General features: G+C 47.2%; 16 protein-coding genes and 1 tRNA gene. 15 read left to right on the top strand and 2 right to left on the bottom strand.

Going from position 1 to position 20655, the window contains the following annotated elements; genetic code table 11:
* Nucleotides 1-8: 8 nt before the first annotated feature.
* Nucleotides 9-905: a helix-turn-helix domain-containing protein gene (locus ACDE64_RS18360; RefSeq protein ID WP_411347793.1), complete on the bottom strand. Its 897-nt coding sequence runs from the start codon at nucleotides 903-905 to the stop codon at nucleotides 9-11.
* Between the two features lie 237 nt (nucleotides 906-1142).
* On the opposite strand from ACDE64_RS18360, the gene ACDE64_RS18355 reads away from it, so the two are divergent.
* Together ACDE64_RS18355 and ACDE64_RS18350 are read left to right on the top strand one after the other, a co-directional pair.
* The gene (locus ACDE64_RS18355) at nucleotides 1143-2438 is read left to right on the top strand and encodes a Gfo/Idh/MocA family protein (RefSeq protein WP_411347792.1); all 1296 of its coding nucleotides are present in this window, start codon (nucleotides 1143-1145) and stop codon (nucleotides 2436-2438) included.
* Nucleotides 2439-2571: 133 nt separating this feature from the next.
* Nucleotides 2572-3663 carry a DNA-3-methyladenine glycosylase family protein gene (locus ACDE64_RS18350; protein ID WP_411347791.1) on the top strand — a complete coding sequence of 364 codons (1092 nt, stop codon included), beginning with the start codon at nucleotides 2572-2574 and terminating at the stop codon, nucleotides 3661-3663.
* Between the two features lie 84 nt (nucleotides 3664-3747).
* Here the strand turns inward: ACDE64_RS18350 and ACDE64_RS18345 are convergent.
* Nucleotides 3748-3821 (bottom strand) — tRNA-Arg (locus ACDE64_RS18345).
* 393 nt (nucleotides 3822-4214) lie between these two features.
* On the opposite strand from ACDE64_RS18345, the gene ACDE64_RS18340 reads away from it, so the two are divergent.
* The 13 genes from ACDE64_RS18340 (at nucleotide 4215) to cobA (ending at nucleotide 20652) form a co-directional block, all read left to right on the top strand.
* A complete protein-coding gene (locus tag ACDE64_RS18340; protein WP_411347790.1) occupies nucleotides 4215-5063 on the top strand; it encodes a hypothetical protein in 849 nt (282 codons plus the stop codon).
* A gap of 165 nt (nucleotides 5064-5228) precedes the next feature.
* Nucleotides 5229-6542, top strand: coding sequence for a trigger factor (gene tig, locus ACDE64_RS18335; protein ID WP_411343536.1), 1314 nt, complete (start codon nucleotides 5229-5231; stop codon nucleotides 6540-6542).
* 294 nt (nucleotides 6543-6836) lie between these two features.
* Nucleotides 6837-7427: an ATP-dependent Clp endopeptidase proteolytic subunit ClpP gene (gene clpP, locus ACDE64_RS18330; protein ID WP_411343535.1), complete on the top strand. Its 591-nt coding sequence runs from the start codon at nucleotides 6837-6839 to the stop codon at nucleotides 7425-7427.
* Between the two features lie 14 nt (nucleotides 7428-7441).
* On the top strand, nucleotides 7442-8698 hold the full coding sequence (clpX, locus tag ACDE64_RS18325) for an ATP-dependent protease ATP-binding subunit ClpX (protein WP_367062897.1): 1257 nt from the start codon (nucleotides 7442-7444) through the stop codon (nucleotides 8696-8698).
* 171 nt (nucleotides 8699-8869) lie between these two features.
* Nucleotides 8870-9991, top strand: coding sequence for a flavodoxin-dependent (E)-4-hydroxy-3-methylbut-2-enyl-diphosphate synthase (gene ispG / locus ACDE64_RS18320; protein ID WP_411343534.1), 1122 nt, complete (start codon nucleotides 8870-8872; stop codon nucleotides 9989-9991).
* 718 nt (nucleotides 9992-10709) lie between these two features.
* Nucleotides 10710-13055 (top strand): endopeptidase La, encoded by a 2346-nt coding sequence (lon, locus tag ACDE64_RS18315; RefSeq protein WP_411343533.1) that lies wholly within the window; start codon nucleotides 10710-10712, stop codon nucleotides 13053-13055.
* A gap of 408 nt (nucleotides 13056-13463) precedes the next feature.
* Complete coding sequence (yihA, locus tag ACDE64_RS18310; protein WP_411347789.1) at nucleotides 13464-14180, top strand: ribosome biogenesis GTP-binding protein YihA/YsxC; 717 nt, start codon at nucleotides 13464-13466, stop codon at nucleotides 14178-14180.
* Nucleotides 14181-14261: 81 nt separating this feature from the next.
* The gene (locus ACDE64_RS18305) at nucleotides 14262-14843 is read left to right on the top strand and encodes a non-ribosomal peptide synthetase module (protein ID WP_411347788.1); all 582 of its coding nucleotides are present in this window, start codon (nucleotides 14262-14264) and stop codon (nucleotides 14841-14843) included.
* 399 nt (nucleotides 14844-15242) lie between these two features.
* Complete coding sequence (hemA, locus tag ACDE64_RS18300; RefSeq protein WP_411343530.1) at nucleotides 15243-16631, top strand: glutamyl-tRNA reductase; 1389 nt, start codon at nucleotides 15243-15245, stop codon at nucleotides 16629-16631.
* A gap of 140 nt (nucleotides 16632-16771) precedes the next feature.
* A complete protein-coding gene (gene ccsA / locus ACDE64_RS18295) occupies nucleotides 16772-17473 on the top strand; it encodes a cytochrome c biogenesis protein CcsA (protein ID WP_411343529.1) in 702 nt (233 codons plus the stop codon).
* Complete coding sequence (locus ACDE64_RS18290) at nucleotides 17470-18147, top strand: bifunctional precorrin-2 dehydrogenase/sirohydrochlorin ferrochelatase (protein WP_411347787.1); 678 nt, start codon at nucleotides 17470-17472, stop codon at nucleotides 18145-18147. The genes ccsA and ACDE64_RS18290 overlap by 4 nt, the downstream gene beginning before the upstream one ends.
* Nucleotides 18147-19094 carry a hydroxymethylbilane synthase gene (gene hemC, locus ACDE64_RS18285; protein WP_411347786.1) on the top strand — a complete coding sequence of 316 codons (948 nt, stop codon included), beginning with the start codon at nucleotides 18147-18149 and terminating at the stop codon, nucleotides 19092-19094. The genes ACDE64_RS18290 and hemC overlap by 1 nt, the downstream gene beginning before the upstream one ends.
* Before the next feature lie 4 nt (nucleotides 19095-19098).
* Entirely contained in the window at nucleotides 19099-20652 is a 1554-nt protein-coding gene (cobA, locus tag ACDE64_RS18280; protein WP_411347785.1) for a uroporphyrinogen-III C-methyltransferase, read from the top strand.
* Nucleotides 20653-20655 lie beyond the last annotated feature (3 nt).

The following is a 20655-nucleotide window of genomic DNA, read 5'->3' as shown; positions in this document are numbered from 1 at the left end:
TTACTGCATTATTGCTGCGGTAACGCCTGTTTTTTGCGTTCGGTTTGCCGATACTGGCGTGGACTGGTGTGACATATGTGCTTGAATACTTTGCCAAAATGCGAAACATTGCCAAAGCCTGCTGCTGCGGCGACATCGATAATTCTCATCTCGGTATGACTCAGCAATTCCCGTGCCGCCTGCACTCGAATCGTATTGATATACTCGGTTACATGAAATCCGGTCGTTTTTTTGAATATACGGCTGAGATGAGCAGGGCTGAGATGACATTGCTCAGCCAGTCGTTGCAACGGCAACGGCTCATTGTAATGTTCGCGGATATGACGTGCGACTGCGGACATTTGTCCCTGAACCGCTGACCGTGATGACGAATCAACCCGTGTTGGTTGATCTGACGGCTGTCTTGCGCAGTGCAGTAATATTTGTATCGCTAGCTGCTCTACCATAAGCTGATATCCCTGCGCACGCGTATTCAATTCGCGCACCAGCTGTTGTATGATCTCGTGCAACATATGTTGACGATGCTGCGGACGATATACCGGATGCGTTGGATCAAAAAGCGTCAGCAACCAATTGGCATATGCACCTAGTCGTTTCGTAGCAAAGGTATCGTTAAAGTAGAGCACAATTCGCTCATGCTCCGGCAGCTGACCAGGCAGTGTCCGATGCAGTTCATGCTTGCCAATAAACACAATATCTCCGGCATGAACGGTATACACCTGATCTCGAATAAAATACTGCCGTTCTCCAGCTAGCAAAATATACATTTCATAATGTGGATGCAGATGCTCATCCGTCATTGCAAAATAATGCTGTCGCGCCGCATATTCGCCCACCAGCTCATCAGGCATCCGGCTATCCGTCAGATTGCTTTGCAGATCCATAGTCGTCGTATCTAGGGTCATCAGGTTTATCCTCCAAATGTGAAGATGGTAGTAAGCTGTTGAATAAAGCAGATAAATATAAGTCACACATGTATGCAATACATTCGTACGTTTCAATGTAAGCGTTATCCATTTATGTAGTATCATACAACAAAATATGCGGGATTTGTAAACAGGACATCATTTGCGGCGATTGTTCCCGCTTGTTTTGTTAAGCTGATGGAGAAGTGAGTTTACGATAACAGGAGGCAGAACAAGATGAGCAAGAAGCGATATGTACTGGTTGGCACCGGCGGACGCGCAGAATTTTTTTATGGAGCGATGGCACGCGATTTTAGGGAAACCGCAGAGCTGGTAGCCTTTTGCGATATCAATACGACGCGGGCACAATACGCGAATCAACTGTTACAGCAAAAGTATGATCATCCTGCCATTGATCTGTACCGTGCAGACCAGTTTGAGCAGATGATTCGTGATAAGCAGCCGGATGAGGTAATCGTAACGAGCGTGGATCGAACGCATCATCATTATATTATTCAGGCGCTGGAGCTAGGCTGTAACGTAATTACCGAGAAGCCGATGACGGTAGACGAGCACAAATGTCAGCAAATTCTGGATACTGTAGAGCGTACTGGCAAACAAGTAAGAGTGACGTTTAACTACCGCTATGCACCGCATCACACGAAGGCACGCGAGCTGATCCGCGATGGTGTGATTGGTCAGGTGACTTCGATTCATTTTGAATGGCTGCTGAATACACAGCATGGTGCAGATTATTTCCGGCGCTGGCATCGCGACAAGCGCAATAGCGGCGGGCTGCTCGTGCACAAATCGACCCATCATTTTGATCTGGTCAATTTCTGGATTGACTCACAGCCGGAAACAGTATTTGCATTCGGCGATTTGCTCTTTTATGGACGTGACAATGCCGAACAGCGCGGACAAACGTCCTTTTATAATCGGGCAACAGGCAATGAACATGCCAAGGACGATCCGTTTGCACTGCATCTGGATCAGAATGATAATCTGAAAGCGATGTATCTGGATGCCGAGCATGAGGATGGATACCAACGTGATCAGAGCGTATTTGGCGACGGAATCAGCATTGAAGATACGATGAGCGTAGTGGTTCGTTACCGCAATCAAGCGATGCTAACCTATTCGCTCAACGCTTATATGCCGTGGGAAGGATACCGAATCGCCTTCAACGGCACAAAGGGACGTATCGAAATGGAGATTGTAGAGAAATCGTACGTTAACGCTGGTGGTGAAAAAGCAGACGAAGGTGCACTAGAAGGCAAAAAAATAACTGTCTACCCTATGTTTGATAAGCCTTACGAAGTACAGGTTGAAGAACAAGCAGGCGGTCATGGTGGCGGTGATCCGGTATTATTAAATGATATATTTGGCGAACCGAAGGATGATCCTTTTCATCGCGCCGCCAATCATACCGATGGGGCGCGCTCAATTTTGACAGGCATCGCTGCCAATCGGTCGATTCGTACCGGGCTACCCGTACAAGTAGATCAACTGGTTCATTTTTACGACAAATAAAAGATACAATACAGCAAATCACATACCTTATACCAGTTAGCTGTACATTGCATACGTCTTATCGTCCAACCGGTCGTCAAATCGGGTATATAACACTGTGAGAACATCGTTATATAACACAGGAGGATCTACTATGACCGGTTATGACAAACAGCAACAACCTCATCAGACATATCCAAAAGATAATCCATCGTATGCTTCAAATGATGACTCCAATATAAAAGAAACCAAATCAAGGATAGATGATCAGCCAGCAGTACCTTATTACGCTGGACTATCACTTTCCGAAATTGAGCATTTTCAGCAGCATGGACGATGGCAAGATCATGGCGATCGTCTCATATTACCTGTACCTGCTGAATTCAACTTTCGCATGAATATTGAGTTTTTACGCAGTTCGCCAAACGAGTGCTTGTTTACGGTTGGCGAACACGATGTGTATAAAGCATTGGCGGTTGGAGAGTCGCGCCCACTGCTGCGTATCGTTGAAGAGCAGCAGGGTGAGATCGTTGTGCAATTTCTTGGCGATACTGCACCGACCGACGAACTGGAACGTGCTGCGGTAGCTGCCTATGTGAGTGATTGGTTTGATCTGGGTATCGATCTGTTGCCGTTCTACAAACTGGCCAGCAGTGACGCACTGCTTGGTCATGCGGTGGAGTCCTTTTACGGATTACGCAATATGGGGATTCCCGATCTATTTGAGACATTATGCTGGGGTATCCTTGGTCAGCAGATCAATATCGGCTATGCACACACGCTGAAATGTCGTTTGACTGAAGCGTTTGGCGAATCTGTAGAATACGAAGGAGAGACGTATCGTATCTTCCCTACAGCCGAGCGGATTGCAGAACTTAACATGGACGATCTGGAATTGATGCATATGACCGTGAAAAAATGCGAATATATCCTTCATGCTGCTCGCCTTGTTGCCAGTGGAGAACTGAGCAAAGAGAAATTGCTGGCTGCTGGTGGATATCGTGAAGCGGAGAAAATGCTCGTTCGTATTCGCGGTATTGGTCCTTGGACTGCTAATTATGTACTCATGCGCTGTCTACGAATCCCGTCTGCATTTCCGATTGATGATGTGGGGCTTCATAATGTAATTCGTCATCTAACCGGTTCATCGGCAAAGCCAACACGCGAGGAATTGCTGAAGCTGTCCGCAGGCTGGAGCAACTGGGAGTCGTATGCTACCTTTTACCTGTGGCGTGTATTGTATTGAATGATCATAACAAGATATGCGAATATCCAAACCGGAATATACAAAAAAGCATCCCCGTTTAAACGGAGATGCTTTTCTCTGTGACGTCCCAGAAGGGATTCGAACCCCTGACCGACGGCTTAGAAGGCCGTTGCTCTATCCTGCTGAGCTACTGGGACAAATATAAAATTTACGTTTCAAGCGCAACAAAAATATATTAACATGTGGTGTAAAAGAAAGCAAGCTATTTTTATCCAAATACAGCAACGCAAACAACTCTGTACAAGCATGCTTGTTACCAAAGTCAATCTGTACGCCAGACGTTTCGTTACTATGCAGTGTGTTAATACATGAATAGGTCGCAAACAAAATAGTAGTCCACGTATGTATAGACGTGTAACACGGCTGTGCGCTGTGATAAGCTGTGCTATAATCATGGAGTTGTGCATAAAGAAGCAAGAAGTGCAGGAGGTGTCGTTATCGCTGATTCAACGCATTCACATACAGAACATAATCGGAATGTTGTCCTGTTTCCGAAAACGCTGGATTATTATCAGGTTGAATTAACCAGCATGTTGGAGACGGAACGTTATCGAGAGGCGATGGAACTGCTTCAGTTTTTACTGCAATGTCAGGGACAGGATGAACGTCAGCTAGAAGAGTGGGAATCGCTGCTTGGCTGGTTGCAGACTACTTTTCCAGAGGCGACTTACAGTCAGCAAACGATGGCGCAGATGGAATCCGAGCCAGAGGAAGCGCCTGATAACGAGCAGTTGATGCGGGACAAAGTTAGGCTCAAACAAGCCGAAGACCGTCAGTATGAAGAAAAGCTGCTCAAGACTGCGATGGAGCTTCCTGTATCGGAACGCACATTGTTAGCGCTGGAGCAACTATCTTATCTGGAGCAACCACAGATTGATGAACAGATTGTAGACTGGCTACAGCAGGATGGGCAGCTACATCCGCTTATCCAATTCCGCGTACTGCAAACGTTGCGCCGCCGTGGTCATCGCGGTAATGTGCATTATATGCATCGCAATGAACGCGTTGATGTGGACGTAGAGACGGTTCCGCTGGATCCGACCGAGTTTCCGTTATCCTTTATTCAGATTCTGGAACGGGTATCTGACAAGGCGGAAATTAGCGCGCCGAATCTGTTCTACTTTGCTCAGGAGCTGTGGTCGCAGTTCATTATGAGTATTTTCGGTACGCAGGACTATCTGTACATCTCGCGTGGCGATGATGCTGAGATTGATGTGTGGGCGGCAGCCTTGCATCAGACGGTTGCTGAGACGCTGGAAGGTTCTAGCGATGAGGAAGAGACGCGCACACTGTATGGCGTCACCGACAGCATCCGATTCCGGTATGAACAAGCGTACCGTGCATTGCAGCAGTTCGTATCCGGGCAAATACCACGCTGAGTACGTGAGTGCAGTATGCATGACAACGTCCCATGAAGGGATATAGAAACGAACTTGATAAAACATGAATTGTTGTATATACTATAGTGGTTATTCTGCACGTGAAAATGTACAATTTAAACGAAATCATTCATGTTAAATATTTGTTGGAGGGGAATTCTTGAAATGACAGCAAAATGGGAAAAAACAGAAAAGAACCTTGGTGTTCTTGAAGTAGAAGTCGCTGTTGAGCGTGTAAGCGCAGCGATTGATAAAGCATTTAACAAAGTGGTTAAATCCGTGAACGTACCGGGTTTCCGTAAAGGTAAAGTACCTCGCTCGATCTTTGAAGCACGTTTTGGTATCGAGAGTGTGTACAACGATGCAATCGATATCCTGCTGCCGGAAGCATACTCCGAAGCAATCGACGAAACAGATATCTTCCCTGTTGATCGTCCTGAAATCGAAATTGAGCAATTTGAAAAAGGTAAAACTTTCAAATTCAAAGCAAAAGTAACAGTAAAACCTGAAGTGAAGCTGGGCGACTACAAAGGCCTGGAAGTTCCTGTTTCCGCAGTTGAAGTATCTGACGAAGACATCGCCAGCGAGCTGGAGCGTCTGCAACAACGTCATGCTGAACTGTCCGTAATCGAAGAAGGCGCTGCTGAAAATGGCGACACCGTATCTATCGATTTCGAAGGTTTCGTAGATGGCGAAGCATTTGAAGGCGGTCAAGCTGAGCGTTACTCCCTGGAGCTGGGTTCCAATTCCTTCATTCCAGGCTTTGAAGATCAAGTAGTTGGTATGGCTACTGGCGACTTCAAAGACGTAACGGTAACGTTCCCTGAGAGCTACCATGCAACAGAACTGGCTGGCAAAGAAGCCGTGTTCAAAGTAAAACTGCATGAAATCAAACGCAAAAACCTGCCTGAGCTGGACGATGAGTTTGCAAAAGATGTTAGTGAATTCGACACACTGGACGAATTCAAAGCAGACCTGAAACAACAAATCGCTTCCCGCAAAGAAAACGAAGTAAAAGCAGCAAAAGAAGCAGCTGTTGTTGATAAAGCTGCTGAAAACGCTGAAATCGAAATTCCAGATGCAATGGTAAGTTCCGAAACCGACAACATGGTTCGCGATTTCGACAACCGTCTGCGTCAACAAGGTATGAACCTGGAAATGTACACAAGCTTCTCCGGTCAAACTTCGGATGACCTCAAAGAGCAAATGAAAGAAGAAGCTGCAAAACGTGTACGCAATAACCTCGTACTGGAGCAAATCGCAAAAGACGAGAACATCGAAGTTTCTGACGAAGAAGTGGATGCGGAGCTGGAAAAAATGGCTTCCCAATTCCAACGCAGTGCTGAAGAAGTTCGCAGCATTCTGGGTGCGAATGGTTCCCTGGCAAGTCTTTCCGAAGAAATCAAACTGCGCAAAACAATCGAACTGCTGGTTGACAGCAGCAAAGAAGTGGAAGCAGTGGCTGAGAAAGCCGAATAATTCAATTGCATACTGTACGGTTGCATGAATGTGCAACCTCTACTGATAAGGCACGTATAATCTGCGTGCCTTATTTTTCCCTATTTAGGGACTTGTTTATAGATAACGGTTTTTGCGTACGGAAATTGGTTAATAGTTGCTGTCATGCATTTGTAGACTGCGATATATTTTCCAAATCTTTACCTTTGAAAAAATGACATGACGCAGTCTACATGTTAAAATAGAAATTGCATCTGTATTTCAATGTATGCAATTCCCGTCGTCATATTCCTGGATAAGAAAGAGGTTGGTTCTATGAGTCTGGTACCTATGGTTGTTGAACAAACCAGTAGAGGCGAACGATCTTACGATATTTACTCAAGATTGCTCAAGGACCGTATTATATTTTTGAATACGGCGATTGATGATCATGTAGCCAATCTTGTTATCGCACAATTATTATTCCTTGCTGCTGAAGACCCGGAGAAAGATATCCACTTGTACATCAACTCTCCCGGTGGTTCTGTAACAGCGGGTATGGGTATATACGATACAATGCAATTCGTTAAACCGGATGTGTCGACCATCTGTATGGGACTTGCCGCAAGTATGGGCTCCCTGTTACTGACAGCTGGCGCACCAGGCAAACGTTTCGCGCTGCCTAACAGCGAAGTGATGATTCACCAGCCACTGGGCGGTATTAGCGGACAAGCGTCCGATATGAAGATCCATGCCGAATGGATCATCAAAACACGCGAGAAGCTGAATCAGATTTATGTAGAACGCACCGGTCAGACACTGGACAAAATTGAACGTGATACGGATCGTGACTACTTCCTGGATGCTGAGGAAGCCAAATCATACGGGCTGATCGACAAGGTTATTACCCGTCCTGTCACAAGCTAAAAAGGGGTGTAGACATGTTTAAATTCAACGATGAAAAAGGACAGCTCAAATGTTCTTTTTGCGGTAAATCGCAGGATCAGGTCCGCAAACTGGTAGCGGGTCCAGGCGTATATATCTGCGACGAATGTATCGAACTGTGCACGGAGATTGTGGAGGAAGAACTGGGTCATGAAGAAGAACTCGACCTCAAAGACATTCCGAAACCACAAGAAATCCGTTCCATTTTGGATCAATATGTCATCGGTCAGGAACAAGCGAAGAAATCCCTGTCCGTTGCTGTATATAACCATTACAAACGCGTCAATACCCAAAGCAAAATTGAAGACGTCGAGCTGCAAAAAAGTAACATTATGCTCGTTGGTCCGACAGGCTCTGGTAAAACACTGCTGGCGCAAACAATGGCGCGCATCTTGAATGTGCCGTTTGCGATTGCGGATGCGACTTCCCTGACAGAAGCTGGTTATGTTGGTGAAGACGTAGAAAACATCTTGCTGAAGCTGATTCAAGCAGCAGACTATGATGTAGAAAAAGCAGAACGCGGCATCATTTATATCGATGAAATCGATAAAGTGGCACGCAAATCCGAAAATCCGTCCATCACCCGCGACGTATCTGGTGAAGGCGTACAGCAAGCGTTGCTGAAAATTCTGGAAGGTACGGTTGCTTCTGTTCCACCGCAAGGCGGACGTAAACACCCGCATCAAGAATTTATCCAGATTGATACAACGAACATTCTGTTTATCGTCGGCGGTGCATTTGATGGTCTGGAACAATACATCAAACGCCGGATCGGTAAAAAAGTCATTGGTTTCAGCTCCGACAATCAAGGTCAAAAAGACCTGAAAGCCGGCGAATATCTGAGCATGGTTCTTCCAGAAGACTTGCTCAAATTCGGTCTGATTCCAGAGTTTGTTGGTCGTCTGCCAGTTATTTCTGCACTGGAACCGCTGGATGAAGAAACACTGGTACGTATCCTGTCTGAACCGAAAAACGCACTGACCAAACAGTATTCCAAAATGCTGGAAATGGACAATGTGGAACTCGTATTCGAGCCAGGCGCATTGCAGGCGATTGCCCGCGAAGCGATCAAACGTAATACCGGTGCCCGTGGTCTGCGTGCTATCATCGAAGGCATTATGCTGGACGTGATGTACGAAGTGCCATCGCGTGATGACGTTACTCGTTGCGTAATTACTGAGCAAGTAGTGGAGAGCAAGGTTGTGCCTGAACTCCAAACTGGCAAAGACAAAAAACAAGAAGAAAGTGCCTGAGTAGCTTATGACATCCCGCTCTGTACTCGTTGAACAACGACGATTTCCGGGGTGTCGCTGTTTCATGCGATTCTTCTACACGTATAGATAAATCGAAATCGCGCCGGCCTTTTTCCTTTGCAGGATAAAGGCTGGTTTGCGATTAAGCCCAAATGCAAGGGAGAAGAAACCATGTTTTTGAGAGAAAACACGAGACCTGTCAAAGTTGGCAACCTGACGATCGGTGGCAACAATGAAGTTCTGATCCAAAGTATGTGTACGACGAAGACGGCAGATGTGGAAGCAACTGTAGCCGAGATTTTGCGCTTGGAAGAAGCGGGTTGTCAGTTGGTTCGCGTAACAGTGAACAACGAAGAAGCCGCTGCTGCTATCAAAGAAATCAAGAAACGCATCAATATCCCACTTGTAGCCGACATTCACTTCAATCATAAGCTAGCTCTGCTGGCAATCGAGAACGGTATCGATAAAGTCCGTATTAATCCGGGTAATATCGGTCGTCGCGATAAAGTTGAAGCGGTGGTACGTGCCTGCAAGGAGAAAAACATTCCAATTCGTATCGGTGTGAACGCCGGTTCATTGGAAAACCATTTGCTAGAGAAATACGGGTATCCAACACCGGAAGCAATGGTAGAGAGCGCCTTGTTCCATATTAATATTTTGGAAGAACTTGATTTCCACGATATTATCGTATCGCTCAAAGCATCTGATGTACCGATGGCGATTGCTGCTTATAGCAAAGCTGCTGAAGTGATCAAATATCCGCTGCATCTCGGCATTACCGAAGCGGGTACATTGAACGCCGGTACAATCAAAAGCTCCGCGGGTATCGGTGCATTGCTATCGCTCGGTATCGGTTCAACCGTTCGCATTTCCCTCAGCGCCGATCCTGTGGAAGAGGTAAAAGTAGCTCGTGAGCTGCTCAAAACATTCGGTCTGATCTCCAATGCGGCAACACTCGTATCCTGCCCGACCTGTGGTCGCCTCGATATTGATCTGTTCTCCATTGCGAATGAAGTCGAAGAATATATCTCAAAACTGAAAGTGCCGATCAAAGTATCCGTACTCGGTTGCGCAGTCAACGGACCAGGTGAAGCCAAAGAAGCCGATATCGGCATCGCCGGCGCACGCGGTGAAGGTCTGCTGTTCCGCTACGGTAAAATGATTCGCAAAGTGCCTGAAGCCGACATGGTAGAAGAACTCAAAAAAGAAATCGACATCATCGTCGAAGCCTTCGAAGCCACTGGCAAAATCCCAGGTCGCGAAGAACGCCACCAACCCGCAGTCCAATCCTGATTTCATCAGGATAAAAACAGTAATAGACGCAATCCCAACCATCACCATCTGCACAGATCATCAAAATTAAAATTCTTAATCCCAAACAGCTCTAACAAACACATATGTAAAACACAGGCACCATGCACGTATACCTGTCGCTAATTTCATATGTGAAATATGCAACAATTCCCAGATACTGATGCGAAACCCATCAGTATCTTTTTTTATATCTGTTTATATCTTTTTATATCAATTAAACTTTTCCCGATAATAAGGTGTAGGTGTAGGTGTAGGTGTAGGTGTAGGTGTAGGTGTAGGCATAGGCGTAGCCACATACCAATACATCTCAATCTCACCCTACAAACACCTTATCTTTCTACTGCTACCCCCACCCGTGGATGAGCTTTTTTCTCCTTTACTAAACCCATTCCAAAGTTTCGATTCAGCTCGGAGCGAAGGGAAGGGAATTAGGGCAAAGGACGATTTTGGAGGGGCGGGAATCTTCATTCTCTCCCCATTCCAAAAGATTCCCGCGGCTCCACCCGAGGACGTGCCCTAATTCCTTCCCGCAGCGCTCCCATCTAAATCCGAATCCCCCTCAGTAACCCCAGAAGAAAACCCCCATCCGCTTTCCCCACGATTGGTGTTTCAATGTGATATTTGTTAAAATAGGAATGATATAGGCATATAGCCACACAGACAGTGCGATACGCATAATATAGGAGGTACGAAAGCGATGGGACCCAATAAAAACAAGGCACGTCGTTTTCCTTTACTGCCTTTGAGAGGACTGCTCGTTTATCCAAGCATGGTGCTTCATCTGGATGTCGGGCGCGATAAATCCGTCAAGGCTTTAGAAAAGGCGATGGTCGATGATAACCTCATCCTGCTATGCTCCCAATCCGAAGTGAACATTGAGGAGCCGAGCGAGGATGAGATTTTTAGAATAGGCACAATTGCAAAGGTCAGACAGATGCTGAAACTGCCGAATGGAACAATTCGTGTGCTGGTGGAAGGTCTGGAACGTGCCGAAGTACTAGAATATGTAGACAATGAAGAATACTACGAAGTGCTGGCGCGCGAGCTGCCGGAAAAAGAAAACAATGATACTGAAGTATTCGCACTTATGCGTACCGTGTTAACTGAATTTGAACATTATATCAATCTGTCCAAAAAGGTAACCCCGGAAACGATGGCAGCCGTATCGGACATCGAAGAACCGGGGCGTCTGGCAGATGTAATTACTAGCCATCTGGTTATCAAAATCAAAGACAAACAGCATATTCTGGAAGCGGTTGAAGTGCGTACGCGTCTGGAACGATTGCTGGATATTTTGCATAATGAACGTGAAGTGCTGGAATTGGAACGCAAAATCAGCCAGCGCGTCAAAAAGCAAATGGAAAAAACACAACGTGAATACTACCTGCGTGAGCAAATGAAAGCAATCCAGAAGGAACTTGGCGAAAAAGAAGGACGTGCCGGGGAAGCGGAAGAACTACGTCAATTGCTCGCTGACTTGACCGTACCAGAAAAAGTCGAGGAAAAGATCGAGAAAGAGATCGACCGTCTGGAGAAAACGCCTGCCAACTCGGCAGAAGGCGGCATTATCCGCAACTATCTGGACTGGCTGCTCGCTCTGCCATGGGATAAACGTACAGATGACGATCTAGATCTGCATCATGCGGAGCAGATTTTGAATGAAGATCATTACGGTCTGGACAAGCCCAAAGAGCGTGTGCTGGAATATCTGGCTGTGCAAAAATTAGTGAAAAAGCTCAAAGGCCCGATTCTCTGTCTAGTCGGTCCACCGGGCGTTGGTAAAACGTCTCTGGCACGCTCCATCGCCAAATCGCTTGGACGTGAATTTGTACGGATTTCACTTGGTGGTGTACGCGATGAAGCGGAAATTCGCGGTCATCGTCGTACGTATGTCGGCGCAATGCCAGGGCGAATCATTCAAGGTATGCGCAATGCTGGTAGCATCAATCCAGTATTCCTGCTGGATGAGATCGACAAAATGGCATCCGATTTCCGCGGTGATCCGTCGGCTGCACTGCTGGAAGTACTTGATCCAGAGCAGAACAATACGTTCAGCGATCATTTTGTTGAAGTGCCATTCGATCTGTCGAACGTCATGTTTGTGACCACGGCAAACAGTGTGCAGAGTATTCCACGTCCATTGCTGGATCGGATGGAAATGCTGTATATTCCCGGCTATACCGAATTGGAAAAGCTGCAAATCGGCAGACAATACCTGCTTCCCAAACAAACGGAAGATCATGGTTTGACCGAAGAACAACTGAACGTTAGCGAAGATACGCTGCTGCGCGTCATTCGTGAATATACGCGTGAATCCGGTGTACGTAATCTGGAACAACAGATTGCTGCATTATGTCGCAAGGCTGCTCGTGCCGTCGTTGCCGATGAACAGACACAGGTCGTAATTGCACCTGACGATGTAAAGGAATACCTCGGTACGCCGAAATTCCGTTACGGTCTGGTGGAAAAAGAAAATCAGATCGGCAGTGTGACCGGATTGGCATGGACTGAAGTTGGTGGTGAAACGCTGACCATCGAAGTAACTGTCGTTCCGGGTAGTGGTAAGTTAATGCTGACTGGTAAGCTAGGTGATGTCATGAAGGAATCCGCGCAGGCGGCATTCAGCTACACCCGCTCCAAAGCAACCGCGCTCGGTATCGACGCCGACTTTTATGAGAAAAATGATATTCATATTCATATCCCAGAAGGCGCGATTCCCAAAGATGGACCATCGGCGGGCATCACGATTGCAACCGCGCTGATCTCTGCTCTCACTGGACGTCATGTGTCCAAGGAAGTGGCAATGACTGGCGAGATTACATTACGCGGACGCGTGCTGCCAATCGGTGGCTTAAAGGAAAAAACACTCGCTGCCCATCGTGCCGGATACAAGAAAATTTTGTTGCCGCATGACAATGAGCGCGATCTGAAAGATATTCCTGAAAGTATCAAAAACGAGCTGACCTTTGTACCGGTCGCTCATATGGATCAGGTGTTGGAACACGCATTGATCGCAGATCCATCAGCACCAACAGCATTGTAAGAGTATCGACAGCATCGTTTACCGTCCTGCGGTAGGCGATGCTGTTTTTGTATCTATAATGGTGGCTACATTTTCCTTTGTATAATTCCACATGGTGTCTGCAAAAGATGATATACTAGGTGAGGTTCACAAGTCATGAGCTATGTTCAGATGACTATCCTTTATCATGTCAACGATCATATTGGACTGAGATAGATACGTGCGACAAGCTGTTGATTCAACGACAACTAACGGTAAGAGAAGCATATAGTTGAAGTGTCATATACACTAAAAAAAGATAGCATGCGGTATTAGACACGATGTAACGATAGGGCATACACAAGCGAACAACAGGATTACGGTGGAAACAGATGGATGTAGGGAAGCGTCTGCGACGACCGTTTGAAATAAGAAGGGAATGTATACGAAATGAAAGTAAATCAGGCTGAATTTATTATTAGTGCTGTGAAGCCAGATCAATACCCGGAAGATGGCGTGCCAGAAATTGCACTTGCCGGACGCTCCAATGTCGGCAAATCGTCGATGACGAACCGGTTGATCAATCGCAAAAATCTGGCGCGTACAAGTGCCACACCGGGTAAAACCCAGCATTTGAACTATTATAAAATTAACGAAATGCTGTATTTCGTTGATTTTCCGGGTTATGGATATGCGAAAGTATCCAAATCCCAGCGCGAAGCATGGGGCAAAATGATCGAGCGTTACTTGCTGGAGCGCGATCCGCTCAAGCTGGTGCTGCTCGTCATCGACCTGCGTCATGCGCCGTCCAAAGACGATATTATGATGTACGAATGGCTGAAATATTACGATTGTAATATTTGCGTCGTCGCAACCAAAGCTGACAAAATCCCGCGTAGCAAATGGGCGAAACATGTAAAAATCGTCAAACAGGAGCTGGCATTTGTGCCGGAAGATGACTTTGTAATGTTTTCTTCGGAAACCGGACTTGGCAAAGATGAACTGTGGGCGATTATCGAGCGTCATGCGTTTGCAGCAGAGGAAGACGAATGGGATGAAGAAGAAACAGAGGACGCTGTAATTAGCGATACTGAGAATGAATTGCAGCAACCAGCAGTACTTCATGCTCAGCATAGCGACAATGACGATGATGGTAAGCATGAATAAGCAGCAATATACTCAACATTTTTGTGACAAAGCATAAATCTATGCATCATATGGTACATTTCATGGAATCGGGGGAAGACTATGACCCAGCGGCTGGTGACCGAATACCGACAGGCGCGCATACAGTTGTCGATGGAACAGCTTTCGCAGTTTATTGCCTATGCCAGTGACCCGCATATTCATCTGCACATTCGTGTGCTGGATAACGGCAATCAGGAATTCCGGTTTGGCACGCGCTGGGGTGAAGAAGTCCAGCTGCCTTTTGCATGGCGTGATGGGTATTATGTATGCGAGTTGTCGTGTGAGCTGGTCAACGTACGGCTGAGCAATCTGATCCGGCGATTATTTATCGCGTTTCATGGCACAGGTCTGGTATTGCGTACGCGTGGACAGCTGGCATTGCACTACACTTACAGACACGGCACCGTTGAGCAGATTTTGGAATGTGAACAAGGTCATGAGCAGTTGATTTACACTCATCAGAGCGATTCGCGCCGATTGCAGAAGCTATACGATGCACAGACGGTTGAAGCAGATATTGCCCTCACATTCGGCTTAATTGATACGCTATTGGATCGCAGAAATGAGGAGCATCCATCCACTCAGCTGGTCGACAAGGAACTGGCATTTCAATTGAAACGCTTACTCAAATTGGAATCGTAATCTGTAGCTTTGACGTGACCCGCATACATGTAATTGCCGCTAGCAACTCTGAATATCACATGAAGCTTTACCATGAACATGCATATGATGAATTGAATATGTTAAAATGATAAAAAAGCATTCGGTAACGTCTAAACAGACTCTCTGAATGCTTTTTTGTGTGATATGCTCTGTCTGTTTATCCATAAAACACCGATATAAAAACGGAACAGATGGTTCATGCATGGAGCGGTCGGTGAAAGATTTGACAAATGTATTACGATTTGTCCAGATGGATGGGGATTTCATAAACATTTCATAAAAACGCCGAATTTGGTCAATTTGATGTGATATAATTAACGTATTGTTAAGAATGAACGATATTGGTTACAACTTTTAGACTAGGCAGGTGAACTTGCAATGCACATAGTTGTTGTCGGACTCAACTACCGCACAGCACCGGTTGAAGTAAGAGAACGGTTTGCCATTGCGGACGAAATATTACCGGAAGCTCTCCGGCAGCTGAAAGATACTCAAAGTGTATTGGAAGGCACCATCGTAGCAACTTGCAACCGTACGGAAATCTATGTTGTACTGGATCGTCTGCATATGTGCGGACATTATATCCGTAGCTTTATGGAGCAATGGTTCGGTATTTCCCGTCAAGAATTTACGAAACATTTGTATATATATGAAGATGAGCAAGCGATTGAGCATCTGTTCCGGGTAGCATGCGGATTGGATTCGATGGTACTTGGTGAAACGCAGATTCTCGGTCAGGTGAAGCGTTCCTTCCAGCTGGCTCAGGAAAACAAAGCGACGGGCACATGGTTCAATATGTTGTTCAAGCAAGCTGTAACGCTTGGCAAACGCGCACATGCGGAAACGATGATCGGCGAGAGCGCGGTCTCGGTTAGCTATGCGGCGGTAGAGCTGGGCAAACGGATTTTTGGTGCTTTTCATAACAAAACGATCATGATTCTGGGCGCAGGCAAAATGAGCGAGCTGACCGTGAAGCATCTGTATGCCAATGGTGCGGCAGAAGTCATTGTAGCGAACCGTACGATTGGTCGCGCTCAAGAATTGGCGCATAAATTTAGTGGCACTGCCTGCACGATTGAAGAAGGACTGAATCGTCTGCATGAAGTGGACATTCTGATCAGTTCTACCGGGGCGCAGGGCTATGTACTTACTCCACAGGTGATGGAGTACAGTATGAAGCAGCGCAAATCGCGTCCGCTGTTTATGATTGATATTGCTGTACCTCGTGATATTGATCCGGCAGTTGCTGAACTGAGTAATGTATTTCTGTATGATATTGATGATCTGGAAGGGATCGTAGAGAGCAATATGGCGATGCGCCGTGCCGAAGCGATTAAGATCGAGCGTATGATCTCCGAGGAGATCAACGTCTTCCAACAATGGTTGAAAACACTTGGCGTGAAGCCGGTCATCCGCGCTCTGCAAGAACGCGGTGCACGCATTCATGAAGAAACGCTGGAAAGTTTGTTTAACAAGTTGCCTGAACTGGATGAGAGACAGCGTAAGGTAATCAGCCGTCTCACCAAAAGTATCGTCAATCAGATGAACCATGATCCGATCAACCGGGTCAAAGAAATGGCAGCCGAGAAAAATGGTGCCGATACACTAGAATTGTTTACCCGCCTGTTCGCGCTGGAAGATGATATCGAAGCGCCTGCTGAGCCGGTGAATGAACGTAAAGAAGCACCGACACAGCGTACAGCAATTGCTTCCCATCCACCCGTGGTGGAAGGAAGTCTGGCTTATTTTGCTTCCGCTACCTTATAGGCAGGTGATTTGTGTTGACACTGTTCAACCTGTTATACGATATTATTATCTATCTATACGCCCTGAGCCTTCTGTTTTATTTCTCGGATTGCATACGTCGCAATCCGAGGGCGAAGCGGATAGGCACAGGGTTTCTTGTTATGGTGTTTGTCATTCAGATGGTCAGCATTACGATTCGTACAGTGGAAGAGAAGACGTTGCCGCTATTTTCAACGTATGACTTTTTCTTTTTCCTGACATTCATTCTTATCTTGATTTCCTTTTTTATTGAACGGGTATTGAAGACAGACTATGCCGTATTGCTGCTGAATGTCGTTGGGTTCTGCGCGATGGTGCAGAATCGATTGCATTCGCCGGGGGAAGGCGCATTGCCGACCGGTTGGGATACCGTGCATGGGCTGCTGATTCTGCATGTGGTGCTGGCGAATTTGAGCTTTGCCTTTTACACAGTATCAGCGGTGTTTGCAGTAATGTATCTGTTCTTGCATCGCAAATTGAAATTGAAAAAATGGGACAATACGGTGCGCCGTTTGCCCAGCTTGGAAAGTATGGAGAAGTATACGTACACGTCGATGTTGATCGGTACGCCGCTATTGATCGTATCGCTGATTGTGGCGCTGATGTCCATTTTTGCGGAAGGGCGTTATATTCTGCTGCTGGATCTGAAAGTGATCGTCACATTGCTGGCGTTGTGCGTGTATGTGACTTATTTTGCTACTCGTAAAATGCGTAATTATTCGGCGGTCGTGCTGGCACGTTGGGCGATTGCTGGATATATCGTGTTTATTTTGAATTTTGCCGCTAATGCATGGTCGGCATTTCACCAGTGGGTAGGCGTATGAGTGAGAGACAGGAGCCTATACCGTATTTGCCAGTATTACTCGATTGCCGTGGTCAGCAGGTGCTTGTTGTAGGCGGTGGAATGGTAGCGGAACGCAAAATACTGCATTTGCTGGAAGCTGGCGCACAAATTACGCTGATCAGCCCGGAAGTGACGGCTGGTTTGCAGCAGTTGGCGGAGGAACGACGTCTGATCTGGCACGCCAGAGGGTATACGCATGGCGATGTGGACGCGCAGCGGTATTGGCTCATCCATGCGGCATCGTCACAACAACATGTCAATGAACAGGTTGCACAAGCGGCGAAACGATATAGCATTCCCGTGAATGTGGCGCATCGGCAGGAAGAAGGCAACTTTATTAACCCGGCGGTAATTCGGCGCGGAGGATTGGTTGCGTCCATCTCTACGTCTGGTGCAGGTCCGGCTGTCAGTCGTCGGATTGTGCAGGAGCTGGAAGCACATTTTGGACAGGAATATGAAACGTATATCGCTTTTTTGCATTATTTGCGTCACCGTATTCAAGCGGAAGTAAATGATGCTGCTGAGCGTAAATTACTGCTGGAACGAGCGTCAGCACTGGATATTTTGGCTCAAATCCGACATAAGCAATTTGTATGGTGGGATGATGAGCAGACGAAGCAATGGATTAGACACAATCGGGGAGAGGTTATGTAATGCGCAAAATAATCGTGGGAAGCAGACAGAGTGCGCTGGCATTGACCCAGACGGGGCATGTTATCGACGCGCTACAAGCACTTGCTGCCGAGCAGGGCATGGAAGTGGAATTTGAAGTGCAAAAGATCGTTACCAAAGGCGATCAGATTCTGGATGTCACATTGTCCAAGGTCGGTGGTAAAGGGCTGTTCGTCAAGGAAATCGAGCAGGCGTTAATCAATGGCGAGATTGATATGGCGGTACACAGCATGAAGGATATGCCATCCGTATTGCCCGAAGGATTGGTGAACGGAGCGATTCCGAAACGTGTCGATCCGCGTGACTGTCTGATTACCCGCGATGGTAGCGGTCTGGAAGACTTGCCACAAGGAGCCAAGCTGGGTACAAGCAGTTTACGCCGGGCAAGTCAGCTCAAAGCATACCGTCCAGATCTTAACATTGAATCGATTCGCGGCAATATCGACTCGCGTCTGCGTAAGCTGGAAACGGAAGGCTTTGACGCGATTATGCTTGCTGCTGCTGGACTGGAGCGTATGGGCTGGAATGATCGTATTAGCGCTTATTTGCCTGCGGAGTTGTGTTTACCAGCAGTTGGACAGGGTGCGCTGGGTGTAGAATGTCGTGCCGATGATATCGAACTGCTTGGTCTGCTATCGCTGTACAACGATGATCTGACAGCACTGACGGTAACGGCAGAACGGACATTTCTAGCGGAACTGAATGGCGGTTGTCAGGTGCCGATCGGTGCGTATGCTGTGCGTCTGCATCCTGACCATTCGGAGCAGGAGCATGTAATTCAACTGACTGGTATGGTTGCTTCACCGGATGGAGATATTATGCTCAAGGAAACGTTGCAGGGTACTGATCCGGTACAGCTCGGTATTGAAGTCGCCGACAAGCTGAAACGTCAGGGAGCGGATCAAATTCTGGCGGACGTTAGGGGATGACATCATGACCGGTAAAGTGTATTTGGTAGGCGCAGGTCCGGGGGCTTTAAAACTGATTACACTGCGCGGTTGGGAATGCATCGGGCTGGCTGATGCGATCGTGTACGACCGGCTGGCAAGTCCGCGTTTGCTCAAGCAGGCAAAGCCGGGAGCGGAGAAAATCTATGTCGGCAAGCTGCCTGATCGTCATACGATGAAACAAGATGAGATTAATCAATTGCTCGTCGATCTGGCGCTACAAGGCAAAACGGTCGTGCGACTAAAAGGCGGCGATCCGACTATTTTCGGACGGGTTGCTGAAGAAGCCGATCTGCTGCAACGCAATGGCATTGCATACGAAATTGTGCCGGGCATCAGCTCGTCGATTGCTGTGCCTGCGTATGCCGGTATTCCGGTTACACATCGGGACTGGGCATCGTCAGTATCTATCATCACGGGTCACGAAAGCCCTGACAAGCTGGATCACAGTATTCATTGGGACAAAGTAACCAATGCAACCGGTACGCTCGTCTTTATGATGGGTGTTGCCAAAATCGGCTATATTAGTGAGCAATTGATTCGGTATGGTCGTCCGCAAGATACACCAGTGGCACTCGTGCGATGGGGCACGCGTGCAGAGCAGGAGACGTTGACGGGTACGCTACAAGATATTGCTGCCAAAGTGGCAGAAGCTAATTTTAAACCACCAGCCGTTATCGTTGTTGGCGAAGTGGTCAATTTGCGTGAACAATTGCAATGGGCGGAGCAGTTGCCGTTGTTTGGCAAACGTATTCTGGTTACTCGTGCGCGCAGTCAGGCGAGCGAGCTAGTTGATCGAATTGATGAGCTGGGCGGCGAGCCGTATGAATACCCGGTCATTGAGACGGTGATGCCGACTGGAACCGAGACGCAGGCGCATATTACCAATGTGTTTGCACAGCTGGAGCAGTACGATTGGGTATTTTTTACGAGTGTAAACGGAGTAGAGTATTTCTTCCGACATCTGGAGCAGCAAGAGCAGGATATTCGTGCTTTGCACCGTGCCCGGATTGTCGCCGTCGGACCGGCTACCCGCGAGGCGCTGCGTAGTCGCGGCATTCACGTGACATCGTTACCGGAGAAGTTTCACGCGGAAGGAATGCTGGATAGTCTGGCAGCACAGTTGCAGCCGGGACAACAGGTGCTACTGCCGCGCGGCGATCTGGCACGCGCATGGTTGCCGGAAACGCTGCGTGGGATGAAGCTGGATGTTACGGAAGTAGATACGTACGAAACCGTTCTGGCAGCCGAAGAAGATCTGGAATTGAAAAAGCTGCTGGAAGAACAGGCAATTCATGCTGTGACTTTTACCAGCTCATCCACAGTGACCAATCTGCTAACAGCGCTGCGCAAGATGGGGATCGAAGACCCGATAGCATCCTTGGCTCACAGCACCATTGCCTGCATCGGTCCACAAACGGCAAAAACTGCGGAGCAGGCTGGATTGCAAGTTGATCTGCTGGCAGAGTCATCAACGATCAATGGACTGCTGGAAGTGCTATGCCAATGGAATGGATCGGAATTGCCTGCGCAATCATAAGAA

Source organism: Paenibacillus sp. WLX2291 (assembly GCF_046603665.1).
In the GTDB taxonomy this organism is placed as follows: Bacteria; Bacillota; Bacilli; order Paenibacillales; family Paenibacillaceae; genus Saccharibacillus.
This window is presented reverse-complemented; position numbering and strand designations above follow the sequence as displayed.